Below are 22178 nucleotides of genomic sequence, written 5' to 3' on the forward strand. Positions count from 1 at the left end.
TGACCTTTCCTAGTGTTGTTTGATTTCGATTTGGAACGCTAGAGACGTTGTCGGGGTGGTGATCGACTGCGTGTGAGCGCCGTCGCTGGTGCTGCTGTCTTTTTGCGCGGCGAATATCCACTCCGAGCCCGACAGTGGTTTCAGCTTGGAGTAGCCTGCCGGCGGGGTCATGGTGACCTGCGTGTTTCCGGTCGAGGTGAGTTGCAGGATAAGGCTGGTGCCGTCCGTTTGGGACAGGGTGATAGCCGGGACGGCCAGGGTGTTGGTGCCGGGGTTTAAGTTACCTTGCAGGGCTTTGCCGCCGCGCCAGCCGGTGCCGGATGCTTGACCGGAGATGACGACAGACATCATTCGCACGGCGTTGGTCCACGAGCCCGACGTGTGACTGCTTGAGGTCGCGATGAACGAGTAGCAGCACCCGCTGAGCCCGCTTGTGGTGGTTGCCTCCTGCACCCACGCGGGCACGTTGCCGCCCGCGCTTGGCGGCGACACGGTGCTGAGGCTGGTGCTTGCTGCCGCGAAAATCAGGATCAGGTTGCCGGGTGCGTGGGCGCCGATGGTTACCGAGTTGGTGCCGCTCGAGTTGATGTTCTCGATGGCCAGGGGCACCGAGCCGACGGTCGCGGTGAGTGTGCCGAACGCCTCCGAACTCGGAATGCCGGTGAGGTTGATGGTTTTCGATACGGCCGCACCGCCGAACGCCTCGCCCGACGCGATGCCCGACAGTGTGATTGTGACGGGCCCGCGCCCGACGGTTGGGGTGCCGAATGCCTCCGCGCTCGGGATGCCTTGCAGGGCTATCACGGCGTTGACGGCGAGCGCGCCGAACGCCTCGGCGCTGGCGATGCCGCCGGTGATCGCGACGGCGGCCGCGGCCGCCAGCAGTCCGAACGCTTCTGCGCTGGTGATACCAGCCAGCCCCACCGACACGGGGCCCGGTGTCACCGTCGGTGCGCCGAACGCCTCACCGCTCGCGATGCCCTGCAATCCAATCGTGACGGCGCCGGGCGCGACCGCGCTGCCGCCGAACGCCTCCGCTGACGGTATGCCGGTGAGTGTGACGGGCTGCGGGGGGCCGATCACGGTCGCCGACCCGAACGCCTCGGCCGAGGGGATGCCGGCCAGGTTGACGCTGTAGGCGGTCGATAGGGCACCGAACGCCTCCTCGGACGGGATGCCGGGCGGCCCGATCACATAAGCGACAGCGAGGTCACCCACCGCTTCGCCCGATGGGATGCCGGCGCCGAGGTCGACGCTGACCGGGCCGCGGCCCACGTCGAGCGCCCCGAATGTTTCCGCGCTCGGGACACCAGCGAGGTTGATCGCGACCGGGCCCCGCCCCACGGTTGGTGTGCCGAACGCTTCGCCGCTGGTGACGCCGAACAGGCCGACGGTGATCGCGCCGGGGTGCACGTCGCTGCCGCCGAACGCCTCCGCGCTCGCGATCCCAGCCAGGGCGACGGTTTGCGGGTAGCGGGCGGTGAGCGCCCCGAAAGCCTCACCCGACGGGATGCCGGTGAGGGTGATTTTCTGCGAGGGCGCCACCAGCAGCGTCCCGAACGCCTCACCGGAGGGGATGCCGGTGAGTTTGACGCGGTACGGCGACCACCAGCCGATCGGTGGGCGGGGGCGGGGGATCAGTGTGGGGGACCAGCCGGGCCGGGAGCGGCGCGGCCGAACTGAGGCGGGTATGTAGGTCATCCGGCCTGCCTGGCGCGGAACCAGACTTTGCCTTTGGCGCCGGGCCGCCCGAACGCCGGGTAACCCGAGCCGCCGCCACCACCGGGGGCTACGCCGTCGACGTTGGTGCCGGCGTCTGTGGAGCCGACGGCGGTGTATCCGGCGATGGTGCGGTTACCTGAGCCGCCGCCGGATTGGACGCTGCGGTTGTTGCCGGCGCGGCCGCCGCCGGGGCCGCCGGTGGCGGTGATGGTGGTGATGCCGGTCGCGGCTACTGATGCGTTGCCGCCGTTGTCGCCGGGGTCCAGCGCCCACGGGTTCAGGCCGCCGGCCCCGCCGTTGCCCATCGTGACGGTGGCGGTGTTGGTGGCTGCGGGCCATATCGGGAACCCAGTGCCGTTGGGGTCGCTGGCGTAGACGAAGGTGCGGGTTTGCCAGTCGCCGGGCATGCCGCCCTCACCGGCCACACCGTACCCTCCCGACTGACCGCCACCACCGGGGGCGAGGACGAACACGTCGATCAGGTCACCGGGTGCCAGCCACGTCGGCCGGTTCCACACGCCGTTATCGGTGAAGGTGGCAACCTCGGCGGGTATGTAGTCGACCGGCACGTCGCTGCGGCCCAACCCGATGTAGGGGGTGTTGCCGCTATAGAGCGCGTTCATGGTGGCCGCCGACATCGCCAAAGAGGTCGGCCCGCTCGCCCCGGTGTTGCGGGACGCCGCGGTCTTCTTGGTGGTCGCAACTGGGTGGTTGTCGGTCATCCACGCCAGCGGGGTTCCGGCGATGGATACGGTGCCTGAGCCGACGACCTGGAACTCGACGACGAGGACGTCGCTGGCGTCATGGCTGATTTTGTTGGGGCCGGGGAAGGTGTATTGCTGCCACTGCCAGCCGGAGGTGAGTTGCGCGGCCAGGTTGGCCGACGAGAACAGGTGCGTGACGGTGCCGTCGAGGTTCAGCTTCCCGAAATTCAGGTAGAACCCGGTGATGTTGCTGTTGCCCGAGGACCGCCAGTACAGGATGCTTTTGGTGTCGGAGTTGAACATGCGCTCTAGCGCGATGGCCGATGCGCCTTGTGTGATACCGAAATTCGTTGGTGTTGACCCGGTGCCTAGCGCGGTCAGCGGCATGTTGGACACCGATGTGCGTTCCAAAGCGCCGATGACCGGGTTGTTGGTGCGGATACCGAGAATGTTCTGGTGCACCGCGCCTAGGAAGTTGGCTTGTGCGGCGTTGCTGGCGGTGCCTTGGGCGGCCTCGGCGAAATCAGCCAGGCTCACGCCGAAGAGGTTGTTGAAGGTCATGGCTGAGGTGACGGCGTCCCACATCATCGTCACCGTTTGCGCGATGCTGTCACCGATCACGCCGAGCACATAGTTCGACGGGACCTGTGTCAACGCGAGCGCGAAGTCGTCAACGGTGGGCAGCCCGCCGCCGCCGCTCAAATCGAAGTCGGGGAGCCATGCGCCGACGGTGGCGTCGATGATCGACTGGAACCGGCCGAGCAGGTCAGCCAGATCGTCGGGTAACCCGGTGATCCACGATTGAGGGGCCACCGACTCGGTGAGCTGTTTGGTCATCGACCCAAACGAGAAGTGGATGGCCCCGGCGGTGGCCGTGTCCTCGACATGGGGGCGCATCACGATCTGGTCGATGATGTGGCCGGGCACATCGGGCACCGTGTAGTCGCCGGTGATTGGTACCCACCCGTCAGCGTCGGCGTCGGGGTGCGCGGCCGAGCTCGCGCCGGGTGTGGGCACTGCGGCGACGACAGTGGTTTCGACTTCCTGCACTATCGCCTCGCCGCCGCTGATCACCGTCTCGTACGCCGACACCAGAATCTGGATCGGATCACCTGTGGACGACAGGCCCGACCAGAACGCTTTGATCGACACCGGAAGCACGTCGCCAGCGGTCGCGGGAATCGCGTTGGAGTACAGGTCTTTGACCGACCCGTCGGCGATCGTCTTGGCCGATCCCAGCGCGCCGGTCGGGGCCAGCGGGTCGGGGGCAAAATCGCTGCCGGCGAGCATCGTGCCGTTACCGAAGAGCGGATCGGTCAGGTAGTTGGGTACGACATTGCGCAGCGCGGCCAACGGCAGCAGGCCCAGAAGCTGCTCGGGCAGGGTGCCGAAAATGTTGAATGCGTCCAGCGGCGACTTGCTGCCCAGCAGCCCCCCCAGATTGGTGAAAGCGCCGGCGATATCGGCCAGGGTGTAGTTCGTTTTACCGGTCAACCCCAGCCCGGTAGCGATGACGTTCATCAGGTCTTGGCCACCAGGAATTGCGGCGACCGCCGCACTGATCGCCGTGTCGACGAACGTCGCGAGCGAGTTGGGTTGCGAGAAGTCCACACCGGAAAACACGTTGTCCATCAGCGACGTCAGATCACCTAAGCTGCCTGACGTGATGGTTCCGCCGCTGAAGAACGACAGCAATGTCTTCACCACTTCGTCGGCGACGTCCATCGGCAGATCGGTGATGAAGTCCAGAAGCAGACCGGGAAGGTCTTGCGGCCCTTGAATGTCCGCCGGGTCCGCGGTCGCGACAGTCGAGTTGAACCCTGCCCACAACTGCGTCAAGATCCCGAACGGCGTCAAGTCGATCGCGGGATCGCCGCCCGTGGAAACGTTGAAGATGCTGGAGAACCGTTCGATGGCGCGGGCGCGCATCTCCTCCGGCGACTGGTCCTGCGTTTTGGCGGCCAGCGTGTCGATGGTTAACGCACCGACGGGAAGGTTCGGCACACCTCCCGGTACGGTCATCGGCGGCGCACCGCCCTGGCATGCGTAGCGATCCGTTTCGGCGGCGAAGGGGCCTCAGCGACACGCGTCACGAACGGCTCGGCCTCGGTGTGCTGCGGCTGCTCAGGCAGTTTGATCGACTCCTGCCGGATACCGTCGGTGATCCACGCCGGCGCGTGTACCGCGGCGGGGTCGATGTGCTCGGTTTGGCGGATACCGAGCGCGACGAGCTGGGCGGCCAGATCGCCGACGACCGGTTGCAGCACGTGCAGCGGCATCTCCGTGGCCGTCAGTAACGCTGAGGCCAGGGCACCGCCGACGGCTTTGGTCTGCCCGTCGACGTCGTCGATGTCGGGGATCTTCTTCGGAATGACGTCAAGCGCTTTCACTGACTCTTGGTCGTTCACCACAAACCTATTTCCTGCAATCCGGTCATCGCCTTGCTGATCAGCCCCGCCATCCGCTCAAGCGCGTCGATCAGGTTGCGGGTGTCGCCGAACTTCGCCTGAATGTCGACGCCTTTGTCGTCGCCCCAGCTGATGTCGAGACTTCGGCAGCGGCGGACAAACACGCGCGGCATCAGATACTTCGAGGTGCCGCCGACGCGATCACCGAGCCACCAATGCCCGAAGCCGTTGTCGCCGATCATCCACGGCGCCGCTTGGGCCACGGTCAACGTGAAGACAAGGTCAGGGTCGGTTTCACGTCGACGCCGCCGCAAGTCCATGATGCTGGCCGCAGTGAACGCCTGCGTCACATTCGTTGAGGTGGTTTCGAGGTAGTGTCCCCAACCCTGCTTGGAGACGCGCAGCAGCAGCGGCACCGAAATGTGGGCCAGGATGCTGTCTCTATAGATCGGATTGAGGAAGCTGTCTAGCGCGCCGCCGAGCGATCCCAGGCTGAAACCGCCTCCGAAATACCCGCTCAGGTTGTCCCCCAACACATCTCCGCCGTACTGGATGGCCGCCGAAATGAGTTCGTTGACGCCGGGCATTGACTGACCGCCCACGGTGATGCGGCCCGGGCCGCCGGGTGACCGCGAAAACTCCGACGTCTCAATCCCGGTGATGTCGCCATCCCGATAGATCACATACGGGTGTGACGGCAGCGTGCCGAGTATGCCGGGCAGCCGGTAATACCGTTCGTCGATGGTTTCCCCGGTGAACAGATCGTAGGAATCCTCAACGTAATTCGACAGAACATCGGCGATGGTGCGTGTCAGGCCGAGCAGCAGATTCCCGCCGATCGATGTGCCCTCACGGAATCCTGACTTGTTGACGATCCCGACGAACAGGGTGCCGTTGCGCCAGCCGGTGCCCGCACCTTCCCACGGCTCGGGGTCGCCGGTGAACCACCTGTGTAAATCCCATTGCAGCTCGGCGTCTTCCAGGATCGGCGCCGCGACGTCGAAGATGGATGTTTTGATGCTGCCGACTAGCAGGGTCAGCGGCGCTACTGAGTCGCCGAAGGCTCTTGGTTTGACGATGATCTGCGACTGCTGCCAGATGTTCATCAGCGAGTCGAGGATTCCGTCTATCGTCCAATGGGCGGGGTTGAGTAGGTTCAGGATCGATTCGATGCTGATGTTCGTCAGTTGCAGCCGGAGCAGGTTCGCCGCCAGGGTGAGCAGGATCGCGTAGTCGGCTTGGAGTAGCAGCATCCACGCCTTCGGCTGCTGAATCAGCGACAATGGTAGGAACGGATTGCCCGCTGTGTGAACGTATTTCAGTTCTTCGATGTCGTCGAGGAAGTCGAGGACGACTTCGTCGCCTTTCTCGCTGCGCTTGACGGTGACGCCGTTTTTGGGCTTCATCCGGCCGCAGACCCGGGCGCCCATCATTTCCACGCGGACGTGGATGTTGCTTGTGCCGCGGGCTTCCTCGTCGAGCGCCCAGAACGCCGCCCAGGTGCCGCGCCGGTCGTCCAGGTCGATCGGCAGCCGTAACTGGATCGTGCCGGTCTCGTTGACGATGATGTTCACCGAGCCGCCGAGTTCGCCGTACACGGTGCCCCGGTACACCCAGTTGCCGTCGTAGAGCATGGCGCGGGGCGGGTCGTATGCGCGTTCGATGCGGTATGCGCGTAGCTCGCGCGCCCATGCGATGAAGTCGTCGTGGTCGGTGCCGGTGAACGGCTCACCAAACGCCGCGGTCATGCTTCCAGGCCGCTTTCTGCTGACCAGAAGCGTCGTTGCCGCAGAGTTGCTTCCGATCCTGCCGGGCCGCGGCAGATCACTGGCATTAGGACCGGATCGGCTTCGGTGCCGGTGTACGGCGGAACCGCGTAGATCGGTTCCACGCCGTTGAATAAACCGGCCGCGTTGGACAGGTCGGCGTTGACGTAGGTGTCCATGAACGGGTCGGCCATCACCGACAGCAGCTGCGTCAGTTCCGGGGTGACGATCATCCGCGCGGCGTCCTGGCCGATGGCCCGGCCCCATTTGCGTTCTTGCCCGAAGCTGAAGTCGGGGAACTGCCACTGTTGCGCGGGGTCGAGGGCCCATTCCAGCCATAGCGGTTGATCGGTGGGGTTCCACACGTCGAACCAGCCGGTGTTGGGCGCGTAGGCGATGGTGACCGCGTGGCCGGTGCCTGTGAGGTTGGTCGCCGATCCGGTGAGCACACCGTTGGTGCCGACTGCGAACACCACAAGGAACGAGGTGGGGGTTCCGGTGACCGTGACGTTCCCTGGGCCGACCGTAGACAGGGCCTCTAGCGCCACCTGGACCGTTGCGGCGTTGGCGTTGTACGGGATTCCCGCAGTGATGTTGACCGCGTGGCCTGTGCCGGTCAGGCTGCTGCCTGATCCGGTCAGGGGGTCGGACGTGGCGAACACCATGAGGTAGTTGCCGGCCGTGCCTCCCACGCTGACGTTGTCCACCCCGACCGAGGACAACGCCTCCAACGCCGCTTCCACGGTGGCCGGCGCCGCGTCATAGGGGATTGCTGTGGTGGTCTGCCCGCCGAACGTCAGGGTGAATGTGCCGCCTGTGCCGACGATGTTGACTGAGAACACATCGGTGGTTTCCCCGCCGAACGTCAAGCTGTATGTGCCGCCGGTGGCGACGATCGCGACGGTGAAGCGGTCGTCCGGGTTGGTCCACGACTGGGCGTCTTCGGCGGCCTCGTACATCGGGTTATAGGCGTGCGTGGACACGACGGCGTGATAGACCTGGCCGATGTCGGCGTCCATGCCGTCCTCGGTGGTGTAGCTGATCTCTTTGGCCAGCTTCAAGATCAGCCAGCGCGCCCCGGATGGGCCGTCCCAGGTGGCCTTCACCTTCTGCAAGTTGCCTGGTGTGCCCCATAGTCTTTGGAATCGTGGCCGGGAGGTGGGGGTGAGCCAGAACGGCAGGATCGGCTCGCGGATCGGTACGTCCTCGTTGACCGGGCGGCCGCCGATTTCAAAGGCACCGGATATGGTGCGCACTTTGAAGCCGACGTCGTACAAGCCCTGCGGGTTGGTGTCGAGGATGATGTCGTCGTCGAGGTAGTCGTCGTTCGGGGCGGAGACGACGACGCTGTCTCCGTTGGATGATTCGAGGGTGATCGTGGAGACCGCCACCTACACCCCGAACCTTTCCACCCTCGCTAAAGCCTTCTCTTTTGCGAGGCGCTCCGCTCGGACGAAGGCGTCCTCGACGCGGGCGGTCTGGATGTTGAATATGGTTTGCGGGCCGGGCTGCTGGCCTCCCCCGTTGACGTCTGCGGGCGCCGCGGCGGGTGTCCGCGCCCCCGCGGACAGCGACGCTGGGACTGCACCGCCGCTGCCGGGTCCGCCGCTGCCTGGCCCACCAACTGATATGCCTCCGACGAACTGTGAGATGCCTTGCAGCCAATGGGGTGAACCCGGGACGCCGAACGCGTCGAGCGCCGAAGACACCTGCCCGCTGACGGCGGCGCTCGCAGCCTTGGGGAAGTACGCCATGGGGTTGCGGTGTCCTGGCCCGCTGTCCGCGCCAGCGGCCAGGTTGTCGAAACCCCAGCTGGCTAGGCCGGGCAACGACGTCGGAATCGACACACCGCCCGACGATCCGCCTGGCCCCGCTACTGCAGGGGCTGGGGTTGCGCCCGGAGCGCCCCCCACATCCTTCAGCCCTGCCGGTGTGGCAGCATCATCGCCTCTACCCGGGGTGCCACCCAGCGGCGGGGTTGCTGAGCCTTTGCCTTGCAGAGCGCCGAGAAGGCCGTTGACGATGCCCGTCCCCGAGAAGATGTGGACGTGGTCCATGTGGTTTTGCGTCGGCGAGCCGCGGTCTTCCATCGGCTCGGACCTGCCGCCGGGGTACCACATCCTCTGCTGCCAAATCGCCCACTTCAGATCGATCGCTGCGGCGTTGGCCAGCGCGAAGTCCTTGACGGCGTCGCCCTTGGCTTTGTCGTTTCCGACCATCACGTCCAGCGCGCGGCCGGTGGAATGCTCGCCGTACTTGTCGGCGGGCCGCCACCCACCGATGTCGCTGATTCCGAAGCGTTCCATGATGATTTTGCGGAGCTGCTGGGAACCGGCAACCAGCCCTCCCCCCTCGAATCCTGGCATGCTCTTCAGCCAATCCCACAGCGGCGCACCAGCATTCACCGCGCGCAGCAGCGGCAAATTACGTTCCGTAGCTTGCTGGTTGGTGATGAACTCGCCATTCGACACGCGTACGCCGGCCGGCCAGCCGAGGATGCTGTCCGACGTGCCGGTGCCAGGGCCGCGGATCAACCCGTTCACCGCCTCGGCCGTACCGCCACTGGCGTGCGGAAGGAGGTCTAGCCAAGTTTTCTTGCCCGGAGTCGGGGCAGCCGGGGGGGCAGCACCAGGCGGGGGCGAAACGCTGGGAGCGTTGGATGCCGGCGGAGCGCTGGGTGCCGGTGTCGGCGGTCCGATGATCGGCGGCGCTCCGGGGGACTGGGGTTCGACGTGCGGAGCGATGATCGCCCGCGTCCACGCGTCGATGAAATCCTTCATCTTTGTATTAGCAGGCTCAAGATCCGGATTTATTTTCATATCAATAGGATTGCTGACTTCCTGTTGACGCCAGGATTCAACTTTGCTTCTAGCTGCCGTCGTATCTGCAGTGATGGTTATGATCCCGTTCGGTAAATGCGTTACTTGGAATCCCCACGATTTAAGTTGATCCTCAACGCCGTCGTCTAGTGCCCTGACTCTAATGTCTTTACCGGGCGGTATCGCGGCTATGTAGGTGGCGATATTCTGCAAAGACTCTTCGGTGGCTGACTTCTGTTTTCCGCCTTCAAACCACTTATTTTCGAACCTGTCGAGCCAAGAGAAGTTATCTCTCAGGTAGCGGTTGATATCCGCTAATTCGACAATTGTTCCGGTGACATTGCTGATCAGCCCGCCGCTATGCCCTATTTTAGCGAACAGCCCGCCTAATCCTTTACCGGATTCTGCGATGCCTTGAATATTTTCTCTAGCACCCTTGCCGAGTGCTGCGATGTTCCCGACGCTTGTGGCGATCCTCTGTAAATGGTCGGCCGCGGCGGATTGCCCTATGGTTCGCAGCGCCCCATCAACCCCCGCAAGGACTGCCGCCGGGTCATGATCCTTGATTCCCTGGAACGCGTCGCGAAGTTGCTGGACGCCGGTGACAGCCGGCCCGATCTGGTCTCCGACTTCACGTAGCCATTCGCCGACCGGGGAATTCCCGATCGCCTGCCCGACCCTCTCGCCGATCGCTTTCCCGATCCGTTCACCGATCGCAGACTTCAGCTCGTCGAGCGACATCCCCTGATCGGCGGCAGCTTGCCGCAGCGCATCGTTGATCGTCTCTGCCAGAACACGGCCCGCGCCGCGCGCCTGCACACCAACCTGATTTATGTCGATCGGCGGCAGTTCGACCTTCGTGTTCTTGGCGTCTTTGATCACGTCGCTGATCGTCGTGCCGGCTTTCTTGGCCTGCTCGCGGACCTTCGTCGGATCGATCGGCGGCAACTCAATTTGCTGCGACTTGGCTTCTTGGCCAGCCTTTTTCACCGCATCGTTGATCTGCTTGCCGACCTTATCGGCATCGACCTTAGGCTGGATCTCCACCTCGGGTGGCTTCGCCTTCTTGGCCGCATCCTTGATCGACTTGTCGACCTTCGCGGCATCAGTCTTCGGTTCAATCGTGACCGGAATAACCTGACCGGCGAGCTGCTTCTCAATCGCCTCCGACACACCCTTGAGGGAAGGGATGACCTGCAGGACAGCGTATCCAATTGTGGTGTCCGCCATGGCTATCCCCCCTTCCGTCGTTGCGCTCTGTCGCGTTTGCGTTGCTGATATCTGGCCTTGAGCCGCGCCATCGCAGCGGCCTTAGCCTTGACTGTCATCGCGGCGCGCAGCGGGTGATCAAACCCCGTCGGCAGCGAGTTCTTCGGCGAGTTCATCGCGACCGTCACCACCCACAGATCAGCGAGCAGATGATCGGTGAGCGTCCACACCGGCATCCCGCCATTCATGGACCGGGCGGTCGCCGAATCAGCGGGAAGCCCTTCAATCAGGACGGATAACCGCCGCGGCGACACCCGGCCGCGGTAGAAGTCGAGAAGGTCGACACCGTACGGGAGGAGGTCTGCCTCTATCGCGGAGCCATGCTCGTCAAGCTGCTCACAGAGGCCGACTAGTTTCCCCCGGTAGCCTCCGCGATCTTCCGGCCCAACTCTTCGACGTCGCGGGATCCGGCGCCGGCGTCGCTGAGCGCCTTCCACTGCTCTTCGCCGAGCAGGGCCTTGGTGCAGCCGTAGTTGTCGCCAGCGCGGGCGGCGTCGATCGCGGCGATAGGAACATTGCCGATCGGGATTCGCAGCTTCACGCCGCATTGCTCAAGGACCACGAAGTCGTCTGCGGCTTCGGCTTCGCGGGCTTTGGCTGCAGCCGACTTTCTGGGCTTCTTGGGCTTGTGGTCCTGCGGCGCAGGCGCGTCGTCGGATGCCATCAGGATACGGTGACGGTGCCGCCGGTACCGGACGCCGACACCGTGCCGACGGGGCCGGTGAACGTGGCGACAAGCGGCCCGCCCGTCGGGCCCTCCACGGTCACACCGGAATCCGGCAGCGCGGTCACGGTCGACAGCAGCCGCAGCGCGGACTGCAACGCGGCGGCCGTCTTCGTCACGATCGACGCTGTCGTCTGCCCGCCCACAGTGGCCGTGTACGCGGTGACGCCGGCGTCGATCGTGAACGTCTTCACGACATCATCGGACGTGTCACCGATGACCTGGAAAACGTCACCGTCGGCGTCCGCGGTGTGATGAACCGCAATCTCGGCGAATGACAGCGCACCCTCGATGATGCCGCCGTGCGACTTCAGCTCGAGCAGCGCCGGCCGTAGCTGCAACCACACGACAGACCGATCCTCGTCAACGTGGCGGTATAGCAAGTAACCCTGAACGTCCTTCGGGGCGCCTATCTTGTTGGCCGCTGACCCCGGCAGCACGAACTTGCGGGTCACCGAGTTCCACTCCAACGCCGTGAATCCGGACTTGAGTTTGCCTTTGAAGAACTTCGTGCGAAACGCCGGATGCCCGAACGCGTCGTATTCCTTGACCTCGCCGCTCGGGTCGAGCGGGATGCCCTTCTGGTCGTCGACCAGGCCGACTTCCTCCCAGCCGAGAGCCTCTAGGTCGTCGTCGGGGTTGTCGGGCGTCATCGTGGCGAGATCGGTGACGTCGGACTTGAGCGCGAACCACACTTCGGCTTGATCCGGAATGATGGTCGCTTCGGGATTGATGGTCTGCGCCATAGTGTTTCCCTCCTTCAAGGGCGTTTCTGCCCTTGCGGGCTCCAAAGAACCCCGGCCCGGTTTGGGTCGGGGTCGAACAGGGTGCGCGCCTTGGGTGCGCGCTATTGGGTGCGGGCGACCGCCCGCACAATGACGGAGGCGAGATCGCCGCCGGTCGACGAATCGCGGCCTTCCAAGATCCCCGAGCCGGGCACCGTCGCTGCAATGCCGGGGATGCCGCCGGCCAGTACCCGCGCTGTCGCGGCGTTCACGTAGGTGCGGTCGCGGCCCGACGTCCACGACGTCAAACGGATCGATGAAGCGGTGGCCGCTGGCCACCAGTCCATCGATCCGCCGTCATCGGCGACGATCAATACCGGCGCTGCCCCCAGCTTCCAATCTCCCGGCAGTTCCAAACGCACCTGCAGTTCCGGGAACCGCTGCGCCAGGTCGGTTTTCAGGCAGTCTTTGATCAGCCTGGCCATGTCGGCCGGTTCAAAAGTCACTTCTCGGCCTTGTTGGTGGCGCGGGACTTGCGCGGCCGCCGTTTGCGCGGGCGCTGCACAATTTCCAGGCCCGCCGCGGTCGCCGCACGGCTCAGCACACCTTCCTTGGCCTGCTGCTCAGCCGGAACCCTCACAGTCGAGCGGGCACGGTCGGTAACCGTCTGCGTCACCTGCGCGTCCGGGCCCGCTGCAGCCGCGACCTCCGCAGCTATCCCCGCGACGCTCTTGGCGGCCATCTCCTTGAGTACCTCGGCGCCGCCGGCCAGGTCAAGATGAAAACCAATCTTGCTCTCGGTCATCCCTGCCCCCGGAAACAGACGACCTCAAGACCTCCGCGGCCCTGCATCCGCCAGTCGTTGACGACGATCCGGTACCGCTCGCCGCGGACGGTGAGTTCGTCGCTGTTGACCAAATCCGTTCCGGGAGAGAAGTAAACGACAGCACCGATGTTCTCGCCGTCGCGGCCTTTGCTGACCCTCTCCCGCGAATTTTCCGCCGGGTAAATACTCGGCGCCAGCCCGAACGCCACCAACGGCACATCAGATGCGGGGATCAGCTGTCCGTTCTCGTCGCGGCCGCCGCCGCGGTGCCGGATCACCTGCTCACTCACGGAGCTGATTCCAACCGGTATGGCTCAAGCAGCGACCGCTCCACAGCGCTGAACGCGGACCCGGCGGCCATCGCCTCGGAGTCGTAGTACTGGAATGGGCCCACCGCTTTCAGCCGACCGCCGGTGGGAGTCAACGATGACCGATCCACCCATGACAGGACTGCGGCGTTGAAGTCGTCGGCGTCGTCGAACCCGTGATCCATCGTGACCGTGACGGCGCCGTAGTGCCGAGACCAGCAGCCGCGGGAACGCTTCCGCACCAGCCCGCGCGCCGACACGCACAGATCGGTCTCCACGTCGAGCGCGACGCCGTCCTCAACGACTCCGGTCAGGGCGACCAGTTTCAGCGTTGGCAACACCAACAGCACCGAGCCGGGGCCGTCGAGCGTGACCTCATCGTCCTCGACGACACCGGTCACGTGCCAGCCGCAGAAACGTCGTGCAGCGGTCAAGCCGGCTGACAGCAGGCGTTGCGTTTCCGCAGCGTTTGCCGCCAGCCGGCCTGACGTGTACCGCTCGACGTCAGCAGCAGATAGCTCAGCCATCGCCCTTGCTCGACGCCGCCTTGTTCGCCGGAGCCGCCTGCTTATTGGCCGGCGTCTTCGCCTTCGACGCCGCGGTGAGTCCGCGCGCTTTGGCGTCCTCATCGGACAGCAACACGGTGGTCTCCATGCCGTCCGGCGGTGTGAAGGTGTACTCCTTCATGCCACTGCTCCCATCACTCATGCGGTCAGCGTGACCTTGCAGATGCCCAGCGGAACGCGGCAGGCCAGAGCCACCCGCTCCTCTGCGCGGATGGTCACCAGGTTGGACGTGAAGTCCGTCGCGTGCTGCGTGGCGGACTCGACGCGCACACCGCCCTTGCGGTACACCGTGGCGACGGACTTGAACGCGCCCACGGCGACGGTGCCTTGCGCGATCGCCGGGGTGACGACGGTGCGCAGACCCCACAGCGGCGGCTTGTCGGGGATCCCGCCGTTGCCGTACGGGCCTTCGAAGAACCCCCCACCGTAGTACTGCTTGTTGCCGTCCTTCTGCAGCCGGAACGTCTGGTAGTCCGTCGGGTGCATCACCAGACCGTCGGCTGGGAAGCCCGAGTTGACCTCGACTTTGGTCATGGCGCGGAAGATCGCGTCGGGCCAGTCCGTCGGGGTCGTCGCGAACGATGCCGACGCCTCCGTCTGGATGCCGGACCTGTTCAGCAGGCCGAGCAGGTTCTGGCCGGTGCCGTTGCCGTTGAGCAGCTGCTGCTCCTCAAAGTAGCCGAGCTGGTAGATCAGCCGGTTGTCGATCTCCGTCTTGAGGAAATCGGCGTCTTCGAGGAACTCGTCGGTCAGCTTGATGAAGCCGGCGATCTTCTTCAGGGCGTCGGTCACCTGCGTCGGGTTGACGAAGTGGATCTGCGGCTTCGCGCCCCCTTCTGCGACGGTCGTGAACGCGCCTTCCATCGCGCCCTCGACGAGGTACGAGATCGCGTTGCCCGAGACGGTGCCCTGACCGAGCAGGTCGGCCACGGTGAGCCGGATCCGCAGCGCCTGGACGATGGTCCGGTCGAAGTCGGTGAGGAACGGGACTCCGTCGGTCCATCCGCCGACGACGTGGTTGTCGGTGTTGGCCTTCACGTTGAACTCGGGTGCCGAGATGGTTACACCCGACTGGCCCTTGGCGTCGAGCATGCGGCCGTGCGCGTGCTTGATGAAGTGTTCGCCGAGCGTCTTCGCCGCGACATCGGCGTTGCCGCGTCCGCCGGGTGCATCATCCCTGGGCGCCGAAGCTGCCATGCCGTTCAGCTGGGCGAAGATGTCGGCGGACTTCGCCGCGGACACCAACGCTTCGCTGATCGACTTGACTTCGGTCAGCTTGCCGCCGATCTCCTGTTGCTCGTCGGCGGTGAGGTCACGCTTCTCCGCCTTCGCCTTCTCTGCGATCGCCTTGGCCTCGGTGATCAGTTCGTCGCGCCGTTCCTTGGATGGCGCTGCCGCGGGTGCGGTCATCAGATATCTCCTTCTGCGATTTGAATTTCGGCCAGCGCCAGGAGGACGGACGGGCTTGGCGTGGTCGCATCGGACGACTTGGCGTCGTCGGAGGACGGTTCCTTACCGCTGGTCTTGTCCTGGTCTTCTTCGTCTGCCGAACTGTCTTCCGGCAGCACACCTTTGAGGGCAGAGACGATCTCCTCCGCCTGGGAAAGCGCTCCGCGGATCGCTTCCTCATTCTTCGTCGACAGGGTGCGGCCAGCTTTCGCCGCCAGCGACCCGATGACGGACTTCACCGCCAGAATCTCGGTCTCCTGATTGGCGCCTATCGGCACGATCGACACCTCATACAGGTCGAGCTCGCGAAGCTCGTAATAAGCATCGCGCCACGACGTCGTCCCGTCGTCGCTGATCGGCTCGACGTACGCGCCGTCAACTATCGAGTACGCGAACGACATCTGGTTGACGCGACCGGACTTCAGCAACCGATATGTCTGGGCCGCCTTCGGCGACTCCATGTCGAGTCGGCCGTGCACCTTCAAGCCGCGGTCGTCCTCTTCGGCCGACACGATCTCGCCCAGATTGAAGTCTGGGTCCGCGCAGTTGTGGCCCCAGAGCAGCGGGATCGGGACACCCTTACGCTCCCACTCGGCAAGCGTGTTCGCGAATGCGCCCTTCATCACGACGTCGCCGTACGAATCCTTGTTGCCGAACACTGATGCGTACCCGGTGAATTCGCCCTCAGCCAGGCCGTCGGTCTTGAACTTGACGACGACGGACTTGACGCCGGCCGTGCCCATCCGCGGGTCAGACGGTGACATGGAGCCCTCGCGCGTACTCGTTGTTATGGGTGTGCCCATTGTGTTTCGGCTCCTCGGTTGATTCTGGATCCGGGTTCTCGTCGGGCGGCGCGGCGGCGGGGATCGGATTCTGATCGCCGTTGGCCGTCACGTTCAGGGGGACGATCAGCTCGTCGCCACCATCGATACGCGGCATGTTCAGCCGCGAGCGGCCCTCGTTGCGGGTCATGTACGGGCCGCCGATCGCGGTCTGCAGCAACGCACCCTGCTCCTCAAACGAGCCCGCCAGCTTCGTCTGCAAATTGAACTCGACATACACGCGGCTGCGGTCGGCCAGCTTCGGCACCAGTTCCTTGTTGATCCGCTGAGTCACGCGCTCAATCTCGGGACCAAGGTTGTCCCCGTACAACGCCTTTCGAAATTCGCGAACGTTGGAGTAGTTCGCGTTATCCAGAATCCCGACCATCGTCGGGTTCACGAAGTACACCTGCGCGCACGTCTCAAGCGACAGCTTGGACGCCTCAATGAACTGCTCGTCCTTCGCCGAGAAACGCGTCGTCTTGAGCTCCATGCCATCTTCGAGTAGCGGAGTTCCGCCAGCATTGGAGCCGGTGTCACCAGAGAACTTCTCCTGCCACTGCTCAACGAATCGGCTGCGTGCACTCGGTTGATCCGGGCCGGAGGACTTGCCCCAGTCGGGCGCTCCGACGGGTCGGGTCAGAAAGTTCCCCACGCGGCCGCCGCGCTTCCACATCTGATCGCGGAACACTTGGGCGTGCACCTGCTCAGCCAGAATGGCTTTCAGCGCGTGCACCGGCGAAACACCCGATGTCGGGTTGACGGGATTCCACCCGCGGAACACGATCATGTCGTCTGCTGGGATCTCTACCCATCGGCCGCTCGACCCCGGCACCGCCACCTTGTATCCGCCCACATCGAACGCCGCAGCACCGGTCACGCCGATCACCCAAGACGTTGGGATATGCCGAATCACCCACCCGGACGGCGCCGACAAATCCCGAGCGACGTACCAGTACGTTTCGTCGTACAGCATGCGCGACGCCACGGTCGCTTCGATCAGGTCGAACTGCGTCATGTTCGCGTTCGGCTCATTCAGCAGGTCGAACAGCGGTCCAGAGCGGATCCGGTTGCGGCCATCCTGGTCGTCACGCTCGAACGCGTGCAAACCCAGATGCGCGATATTGCGTGACACGAACCCGACCACCGTCCGCAGATGCGGCTGCTCCCGCCACAGCTTCTCGACGGGCTGATGCAGCACGCTTCTGAGGTACTCGTCGAGCGACATCCCCTCCGGGATCAGCTCGTACACGGGGCGGACCGGCAGACTGGCGACCGGAGCCGGCGAGCTCGGTCTAAACCCAAGCCAGGAGGCTAAGCCCACCGGTCAGCCTCACAACGCGATGAAATCGCTGTCTTCATACGCACTACGTGTCTCCGTTTCCTTAGCCGCCACCGCGCGCGCCAGCGCCATGATCAGCGCCACCACACCATCGATCTTGTCGCCGGCGTTCTTCTTGTCCGGCTTCACATTTCCCGCGGGATCCAGCGCCACCGCGAAGTTGTCCACCATCCACCGCAACAGCGGATTGCCGCCATGCCGGATCAACGGTTTCACCGGCTCACCACGCTCGTCGGCGCGCGCACCCACCTTGATCAGCCGCTGCAAATCCTTCGTCGGCGCTGACATCGACGCGAACCCCTGCCCGAATGTGATCATCGGCGCACCATCCATCGTCAAATCGTTGACGATCTGAGTCGCGTTCCACCGGTCGTACGCGATCTCCTGGACCAGGAACTCATCGCGATCCCGTCCGATCTGCGCCTTGATGAAGTCATAATCCGTGACATCACCCGGCGTCACCGTCAACCACCCCTGCTTCACCCACGCCGACGCCGCATCCGCGGTCCGCGCGTCCAGGGCGTCAAGCGAGTCCTCCGGCGCCCAGCACCGCAACAGCACATCGAACGCGCCGTCGTCGGCCGGGAACACCCACGCCAACGCACACAGGTCCGACGTCGACCCCAGGTCCAGCCCACCCCAGCACTCGCGACCCTTCAACCGCGGCAGGTCGACGATCGACGCGTTCATGTCCCACTGATCAACGTCGAGATACCGCGTCTCCTGCTTCGTGCGAATCCCCAAGTGCAGCCGCAGGAACCGCGCCAGCTCGGCCGGAGAGTCCTTCGCCTTCTCCGCAGCCTCAACCATGTAGCGCCTCGTCGGCGAGATCCCGTACCCAGGATTCGCCTTCTTCCACGTCGCCTCGGCGAACGGATCATCGCCCTCCACGAGTTTCCCGTCGTGGTACTCGGGCTTCTCCGCAGCGAACACGACGCCGTACGTCGTAGGCCGCCTCAGCACACCCTTGGCGAGCTTCTCAATCAGCGACCGCTTCTCGTCATACGGCGTGTGCCGCTTCCCTGCGTCCGCCGTCGTGATGTAGACGATCAACGGCTGCTCGCGCGAACCAGTGCCGGTTTCCAGCGCCTCAATCAGATCCATCACCTTGTGCAGGTGCAACTCGTCAACTAGACCGCCGTGGATGTCGGCGCCGTGCTGAGCATCACCCGCATTCGCGATCGGCTGGAAGTAACTCCCCGACGCCGCGTGAGTGATCCGGTGCTTCAAAGCCCGCATGTGGCGCTTCAGCCCCGGCGACTTGTTCACCAGCTGCCGGACCGGCTCGAACACGAACCCGGCCTGATCCCTCGTCGTCGCGGCCGCAACCACCTGGGCGCCGAACTCGCCGTCAGCCGCCGTCAGGTAGATCCCGATACCGCCGACGGTTGTCGTCTTGCCGTTCTTACGTGGCATCTCGAAATACGCAATCGTGATGATCCGCACCCAGTTGCCCGAGTCAGGCGACCGGCGCACCCATCCGAACACCGGGGCCAGCAGATACGCGACCTGCCATGACTCCGGATCGAACCGCTGACCCGCGAACCGGCCCTTCGTGTGCCGCAACTGCCGAAACGCCGAGATCACCCGGTCAACCCGCGCCGGATCAAACCGCGCGCCGGGGACATCCCGCGGCTCCGGGGTCTTGATCAACGGTGGACAGTCCGGAACACCGTAGCTACGCGACTCCAGGTACCAGGCAACCTCGAGACTCAGCTTCAGCTCGTCAAGATCGGCGTCTGACCAGCCATTATCGACCTCGTCAGTCGTCGCCGACGGTGCCCGCGAACGGGTTCGCCTCGTGCTCGCCACGATCGTCATCCCGCTTCGACACGTTCCGCTCACCCGCCGGCGTCAACCCGAAATCATTCGCATACTGCCGCAGCCGCGTCTCAGCCTGCTCCGCCACAGCCACCGACGGGTTCTTCGTCCACCAGACCGACTCCGTACCGTCCTTCTTCACCGACGTGTTCCGCACAACCTGGCCGTTCGCGGCGATGTCGCGCACCGCCGTTACCCACCGGGACCACAACTCGCAGTACGCCGTCAGCGCCGCCCGATCCTCTGGCTTAACCAGATCCAGACGCGTCAGACCAGGGACAATGCGACGCCACTCAGCCTTCGCCTCGGCGGACATCCACGTCGGCGGCTTCGGCGCCAACCGCTTGAACGCCGGCGGCGGAGCGACCGGGCGCCCAGCAGAGTCCTTCCCCTGACCTCTCCCGTTCAGCAGAAGCAAGTTTGCTGGCTGAGGCGGTCTACCCACCGTTCGCCACCAAAGTTTGCTGGCGTACGGCCGAAGTTTGCTGCAACAGGGACAGACTTAGCTGAGGAAACGCGCCCCAAGGCCGAAATAGCCCCCCTACCAGCAATTTTGTGCAGAAATGAAGAGGCGCACCGCGGCGTGGGGGTCGCTGGGGGTTCGTAGCGATTACATCCCCCCTGGTCAGCCACGTATTTGGGCTAGCTAGGTGTTTGCTGGCTGTGCCTGTTGCTGCGCTTGTGACCTGCACTGATAGCGAGGCGGTGTGCTCGGTGTTTGCTGGACACTGCCGTGGGTTAACTGTGGGTAGCTCGGTGTTTGCTGCGTCAGGAGGCATGGGACTCTGGTGTTTGCTGTGTTTGCTGGCTTGGTGGCCTAGCGTTGGCGTGTGGCGTAGGTCTACGGCTATGGCCATCGTGGTCACCTCGCTCTGGTCTTGCCGCGCAGTGCGTCCTGCACGGTCTTGTGGTCATGGTGTGGTCTGCATAGGGACTGGTAGTTGTTCCAGTCGTATCGGTCGCCACCTTCGGCGAGTGGGACGATGTGGTCTACCTGGTCCATGAGTCGTGGACAGCCGGGTATCTCGCAGTAAGGGTGTGTGGCGCGGTAGGTGTCCATGCTGCGGCGCATGCGCATGTCGGTTTTGCCGCCGATGTGGGTGCTGCCTTCGTAGGCGGGTCGGCATGGGCAGCGTTGGCCGCGGGGTACGGGTTGGTGGCAGCGTGCGCAGGCTCTGGGTGGTGCTGTGGCGATGGTGTTACCACCAGTAGCGGCGGCCTGCGACGGGGCGTCCGATGCCGCCGAGGAGCAGGAGGATCAGGCCGATGATGAGCAGGATGATGCCGAGGGTTTCGAGGATTGGGATGGCGAGTAGTTAGCCGAGCAGGAGTAGGACGAGGCCGAGGATGATCATCGAGGGTTTTCCTCTCCTTGAGACGGCGAAACCACCAGGTGGCTGTGGGCACACTGGTGGTATGGCGCCAATGTAGCAGCGGAAATTACGTGCATGCAATTTCGCGGGAATTTGCGGCGTGTCATTCCAGGACTCCTTGGGGTTTGTCGTAGCCGAGGACGCGGGCGAGGTGCATGAACAGGTGTGGGCCCCAGGTGGTGCGGCATTTGAGGCATTCGCAGCCGTTGACGGTGATTTGCAGGGCTGGTTGGCGTACTTTTTCGCCGGCGTCGTCGGTGCGGTAGACGGTTTTGGTGGAGCAGGCCGGGCAGGGTGCGGGCAGGTGTTTGGTGTGGTGCTCGGTGAACAGGGTGTCGATCTTTTGGGCGAGGCCGGTGATCTGGTTGGCGATGTTGGTGATGTAGCTGGTGTCTTGGGGTCGCCAGGTGTGGTTGGCGAGGAGGCGTAGGCGTCGGAGTGTGGGGTTGGGGATGTGGATTCGGGCGTGGATGATGCGGCCACCGAGGTTGAACACTGCGTGGTCGTGTAGGTCGGGTTGCCATTCGCGGGCTTTGGTGTCGATGAGGCGGAGGTGGTCGATGGCTGCGACCCAGACGGGTGGTTGTGATTGGGGGGCTCCGGTGCGGCCGAGGTATTGGCCGGGGATGGCCTTGACGAGCTGTGTGTAGCGGGAGTCGGTCCAGTGGATTTCGTCGTTGATGGTGGTGGGTTGTGGGTCGATGAGGGTGTGGATGGCGTTGTGGAGTTGTTCGCGGGCGTGGGGTAGGTCGTCGGTGTGTTTTGGGCGTTCGGTCATCGTGGCGGCGGTGCTCACTGGTGGGGCTCGGCTCGGATGTGGACGCCGGGGGTTTCGCCGTGTTCAGCGAGGCGTTTGGTGGCACGAATGTCGACGACGAGCGCGTCGTCGTAGATCGCCGATCCGGTGAGTGCATCGAGACATGCGCGCTGGAGTTTGTCCACGTCCGGGCGTTTGGTGGCCGCCGGCGTGGAGCGTTTCGGCGCTGATTTCGGTCGGGGCAGCACGAAAGCGAGTTCGACGGTGAGGGGCCCAGTCATGAGTGGTTGGCCGTGCATGGCGTTGTGTGCGGCGAGTGCGACGCGTTCGCGCCAGGGTCCGAGGTCTTTGGCGGATTCGACCATGATGCCGCGACCGACGTGGCGTTTGGAGCCTTGAGGGATTGGGCGGCCTGGGACGAAGAATTCGACGGTCATCGGCGTGCGCGTTTCCATCCGGCCGCGGTGAGTTCTGCGGCGACGTGGGCTGCCCAGTCGTCGACGGTCAGGAATTCGCCGTGGGCGTCTTGGTCGAGGCAGCGTAGGCAGAGCTTGTTGTCGCTGCGCTTGGACAGGTACGGGGCGTGCTGTGAAAGCAGTTGGGCTAGTGGGCCGCCGTGCATGAGTCGGGTGAGTTCGCGGCTGATAGTGGCGCTCATCAGCCGACCATGTGGCGCAGCGTGTAGTCGTCATCGTCATCGGTGGCGAGTAGCTCTAGCTCGGATGGTGTGGTCGCTTTCGAATGGCCGTCGCCGACATACCGGACGAACACCCAGTAT

At 64.4% G+C, this 22178-nt stretch carries 24 protein-coding genes; 1 reads left to right on the forward strand and 23 read right to left on the reverse strand.

Going from position 1 to position 22178, the window contains the following annotated elements; translation table 11 throughout:
- Positions 1-9: 9 nt before the first annotated feature.
- The 20 genes from AC5Y2L_RS26915 to AC5Y2L_RS27010 all read right to left on the reverse strand — a co-directional run bounded on the left by AC5Y2L_RS26915 (position 10) and on the right by AC5Y2L_RS27010 (position 20348).
- Positions 10-1701, reverse strand: coding sequence for a hypothetical protein (locus tag AC5Y2L_RS26915; RefSeq protein ID WP_499945333.1), 1692 nt, complete (start codon positions 1699-1701; stop codon positions 10-12).
- Positions 1698-4448: a glycine-rich domain-containing protein gene (locus AC5Y2L_RS26920; RefSeq protein WP_499945335.1), complete on the reverse strand. Its 2751-nt coding sequence runs from the start codon at positions 4446-4448 to the stop codon at positions 1698-1700. The genes AC5Y2L_RS26915 and AC5Y2L_RS26920 overlap by 4 nt, the downstream gene beginning before the upstream one ends.
- Complete coding sequence (locus tag AC5Y2L_RS26925; protein WP_499945337.1) at positions 4445-4834, reverse strand: hypothetical protein; 390 nt, start codon at positions 4832-4834, stop codon at positions 4445-4447. Before AC5Y2L_RS26925 ends, AC5Y2L_RS26920 begins: the two co-directional genes overlap by 4 nt.
- The gene (locus AC5Y2L_RS26930; RefSeq protein ID WP_499945339.1) at positions 4831-6582 is read right to left on the reverse strand and encodes a Gp37-like protein; all 1752 of its coding nucleotides are present in this window, start codon (positions 6580-6582) and stop codon (positions 4831-4833) included. Before AC5Y2L_RS26930 ends, AC5Y2L_RS26925 begins: the two co-directional genes overlap by 4 nt.
- Entirely contained in the window at positions 6579-7991 is a 1413-nt protein-coding gene (locus AC5Y2L_RS26935) for a hypothetical protein (RefSeq protein WP_499945341.1), read from the reverse strand. The genes AC5Y2L_RS26930 and AC5Y2L_RS26935 overlap by 4 nt, the downstream gene beginning before the upstream one ends.
- The gene (locus tag AC5Y2L_RS26940) at positions 7992-10649 is read right to left on the reverse strand and encodes a VldE C-terminal domain-containing protein (RefSeq protein WP_499945343.1); all 2658 of its coding nucleotides are present in this window, start codon (positions 10647-10649) and stop codon (positions 7992-7994) included.
- A 2-nt stretch (positions 10650-10651) separates the two neighbouring features.
- Complete coding sequence (locus AC5Y2L_RS26945; protein WP_499945345.1) at positions 10652-10864, reverse strand: hypothetical protein; 213 nt, start codon at positions 10862-10864, stop codon at positions 10652-10654.
- A 173-nt stretch (positions 10865-11037) separates the two neighbouring features.
- Positions 11038-11352, reverse strand: coding sequence for an adenylosuccinate synthase (locus tag AC5Y2L_RS26950; RefSeq protein WP_499945346.1), 315 nt, complete (start codon positions 11350-11352; stop codon positions 11038-11040).
- Positions 11352-12158, reverse strand: a complete 807-nt coding sequence (locus AC5Y2L_RS26955) for a hypothetical protein (RefSeq protein ID WP_499945348.1) — start codon at positions 12156-12158, stop codon at positions 11352-11354. Before AC5Y2L_RS26955 ends, AC5Y2L_RS26950 begins: the two co-directional genes overlap by 1 nt.
- A gap of 101 nt (positions 12159-12259) precedes the next feature.
- Positions 12260-12643: a hypothetical protein gene (locus AC5Y2L_RS26960; RefSeq protein ID WP_499945350.1), complete on the reverse strand. Its 384-nt coding sequence runs from the start codon at positions 12641-12643 to the stop codon at positions 12260-12262.
- On the reverse strand, positions 12640-12942 hold the full coding sequence (locus tag AC5Y2L_RS26965; RefSeq protein ID WP_499945352.1) for a hypothetical protein: 303 nt from the start codon (positions 12940-12942) through the stop codon (positions 12640-12642). The genes AC5Y2L_RS26960 and AC5Y2L_RS26965 overlap by 4 nt, the downstream gene beginning before the upstream one ends.
- Positions 12939-13253: a hypothetical protein gene (locus AC5Y2L_RS26970; protein WP_499945354.1), complete on the reverse strand. Its 315-nt coding sequence runs from the start codon at positions 13251-13253 to the stop codon at positions 12939-12941. Before AC5Y2L_RS26970 ends, AC5Y2L_RS26965 begins: the two co-directional genes overlap by 4 nt.
- Positions 13250-13798 carry a hypothetical protein gene (locus tag AC5Y2L_RS26975; protein ID WP_499945356.1) on the reverse strand — a complete coding sequence of 183 codons (549 nt, stop codon included), beginning with the start codon at positions 13796-13798 and terminating at the stop codon, positions 13250-13252. The genes AC5Y2L_RS26970 and AC5Y2L_RS26975 overlap by 4 nt, the downstream gene beginning before the upstream one ends.
- Positions 13791-13979: a hypothetical protein gene (locus AC5Y2L_RS26980; protein WP_499945358.1), complete on the reverse strand. Its 189-nt coding sequence runs from the start codon at positions 13977-13979 to the stop codon at positions 13791-13793. Before AC5Y2L_RS26980 ends, AC5Y2L_RS26975 begins: the two co-directional genes overlap by 8 nt.
- Positions 13976-15247 (reverse strand): phage major capsid protein, encoded by a 1272-nt coding sequence (locus tag AC5Y2L_RS26985; RefSeq protein WP_499945360.1) that lies wholly within the window; start codon positions 15245-15247, stop codon positions 13976-13978. Before AC5Y2L_RS26985 ends, AC5Y2L_RS26980 begins: the two co-directional genes overlap by 4 nt.
- Positions 15247-16050, reverse strand: coding sequence for an HK97 family phage prohead protease (locus AC5Y2L_RS26990; protein ID WP_499945362.1), 804 nt, complete (start codon positions 16048-16050; stop codon positions 15247-15249). Before AC5Y2L_RS26990 ends, AC5Y2L_RS26985 begins: the two co-directional genes overlap by 1 nt.
- Positions 16037-17359 (reverse strand): phage portal protein, encoded by a 1323-nt coding sequence (locus AC5Y2L_RS26995; protein WP_499945364.1) that lies wholly within the window; start codon positions 17357-17359, stop codon positions 16037-16039. The genes AC5Y2L_RS26990 and AC5Y2L_RS26995 overlap by 14 nt, the downstream gene beginning before the upstream one ends.
- Positions 17360-17440: 81 nt before the next feature.
- On the reverse strand, positions 17441-19261 hold the full coding sequence (locus AC5Y2L_RS27000; RefSeq protein WP_499945366.1) for a terminase large subunit: 1821 nt from the start codon (positions 19259-19261) through the stop codon (positions 17441-17443).
- Entirely contained in the window at positions 19212-19586 is a 375-nt protein-coding gene (locus AC5Y2L_RS27005; protein WP_499945368.1) for a phage terminase small subunit P27 family, read from the reverse strand. The genes AC5Y2L_RS27000 and AC5Y2L_RS27005 overlap by 50 nt, the downstream gene beginning before the upstream one ends.
- Before the next feature lie 546 nt (positions 19587-20132).
- Complete coding sequence (locus AC5Y2L_RS27010) at positions 20133-20348, reverse strand: HNH endonuclease (protein WP_499945370.1); 216 nt, start codon at positions 20346-20348, stop codon at positions 20133-20135.
- Positions 20349-20463: 115 nt separating this feature from the next.
- On the opposite strand from AC5Y2L_RS27010, the gene AC5Y2L_RS27015 reads away from it, so the two are divergent.
- Positions 20464-20586, forward strand: a complete 123-nt coding sequence (locus AC5Y2L_RS27015; protein ID WP_499945382.1) for a hypothetical protein — start codon at positions 20464-20466, stop codon at positions 20584-20586.
- Between the two features lie 160 nt (positions 20587-20746).
- Here AC5Y2L_RS27015 and AC5Y2L_RS27020 read toward each other — a convergent pair whose 3' ends face one another.
- The 3 genes from AC5Y2L_RS27020 to AC5Y2L_RS27030 are packed head-to-tail and all read right to left on the reverse strand — an operon-like array spanning position 20747 to position 22058.
- Entirely contained in the window at positions 20747-21421 is a 675-nt protein-coding gene (locus AC5Y2L_RS27020) for a DUF7341 domain-containing protein (RefSeq protein WP_499945372.1), read from the reverse strand.
- Positions 21422-21435: 14 nt separating this feature from the next.
- Positions 21436-21837, reverse strand: coding sequence for a RusA family crossover junction endodeoxyribonuclease (locus AC5Y2L_RS27025; RefSeq protein ID WP_499945374.1), 402 nt, complete (start codon positions 21835-21837; stop codon positions 21436-21438).
- Positions 21834-22058, reverse strand: coding sequence for a hypothetical protein (locus AC5Y2L_RS27030; protein ID WP_499945377.1), 225 nt, complete (start codon positions 22056-22058; stop codon positions 21834-21836). Before AC5Y2L_RS27030 ends, AC5Y2L_RS27025 begins: the two co-directional genes overlap by 4 nt.
- Positions 22059-22178: the final 120 nt, after the last annotated feature.

Source organism: Mycobacterium sp. NGS66, assembly GCF_059812225.1.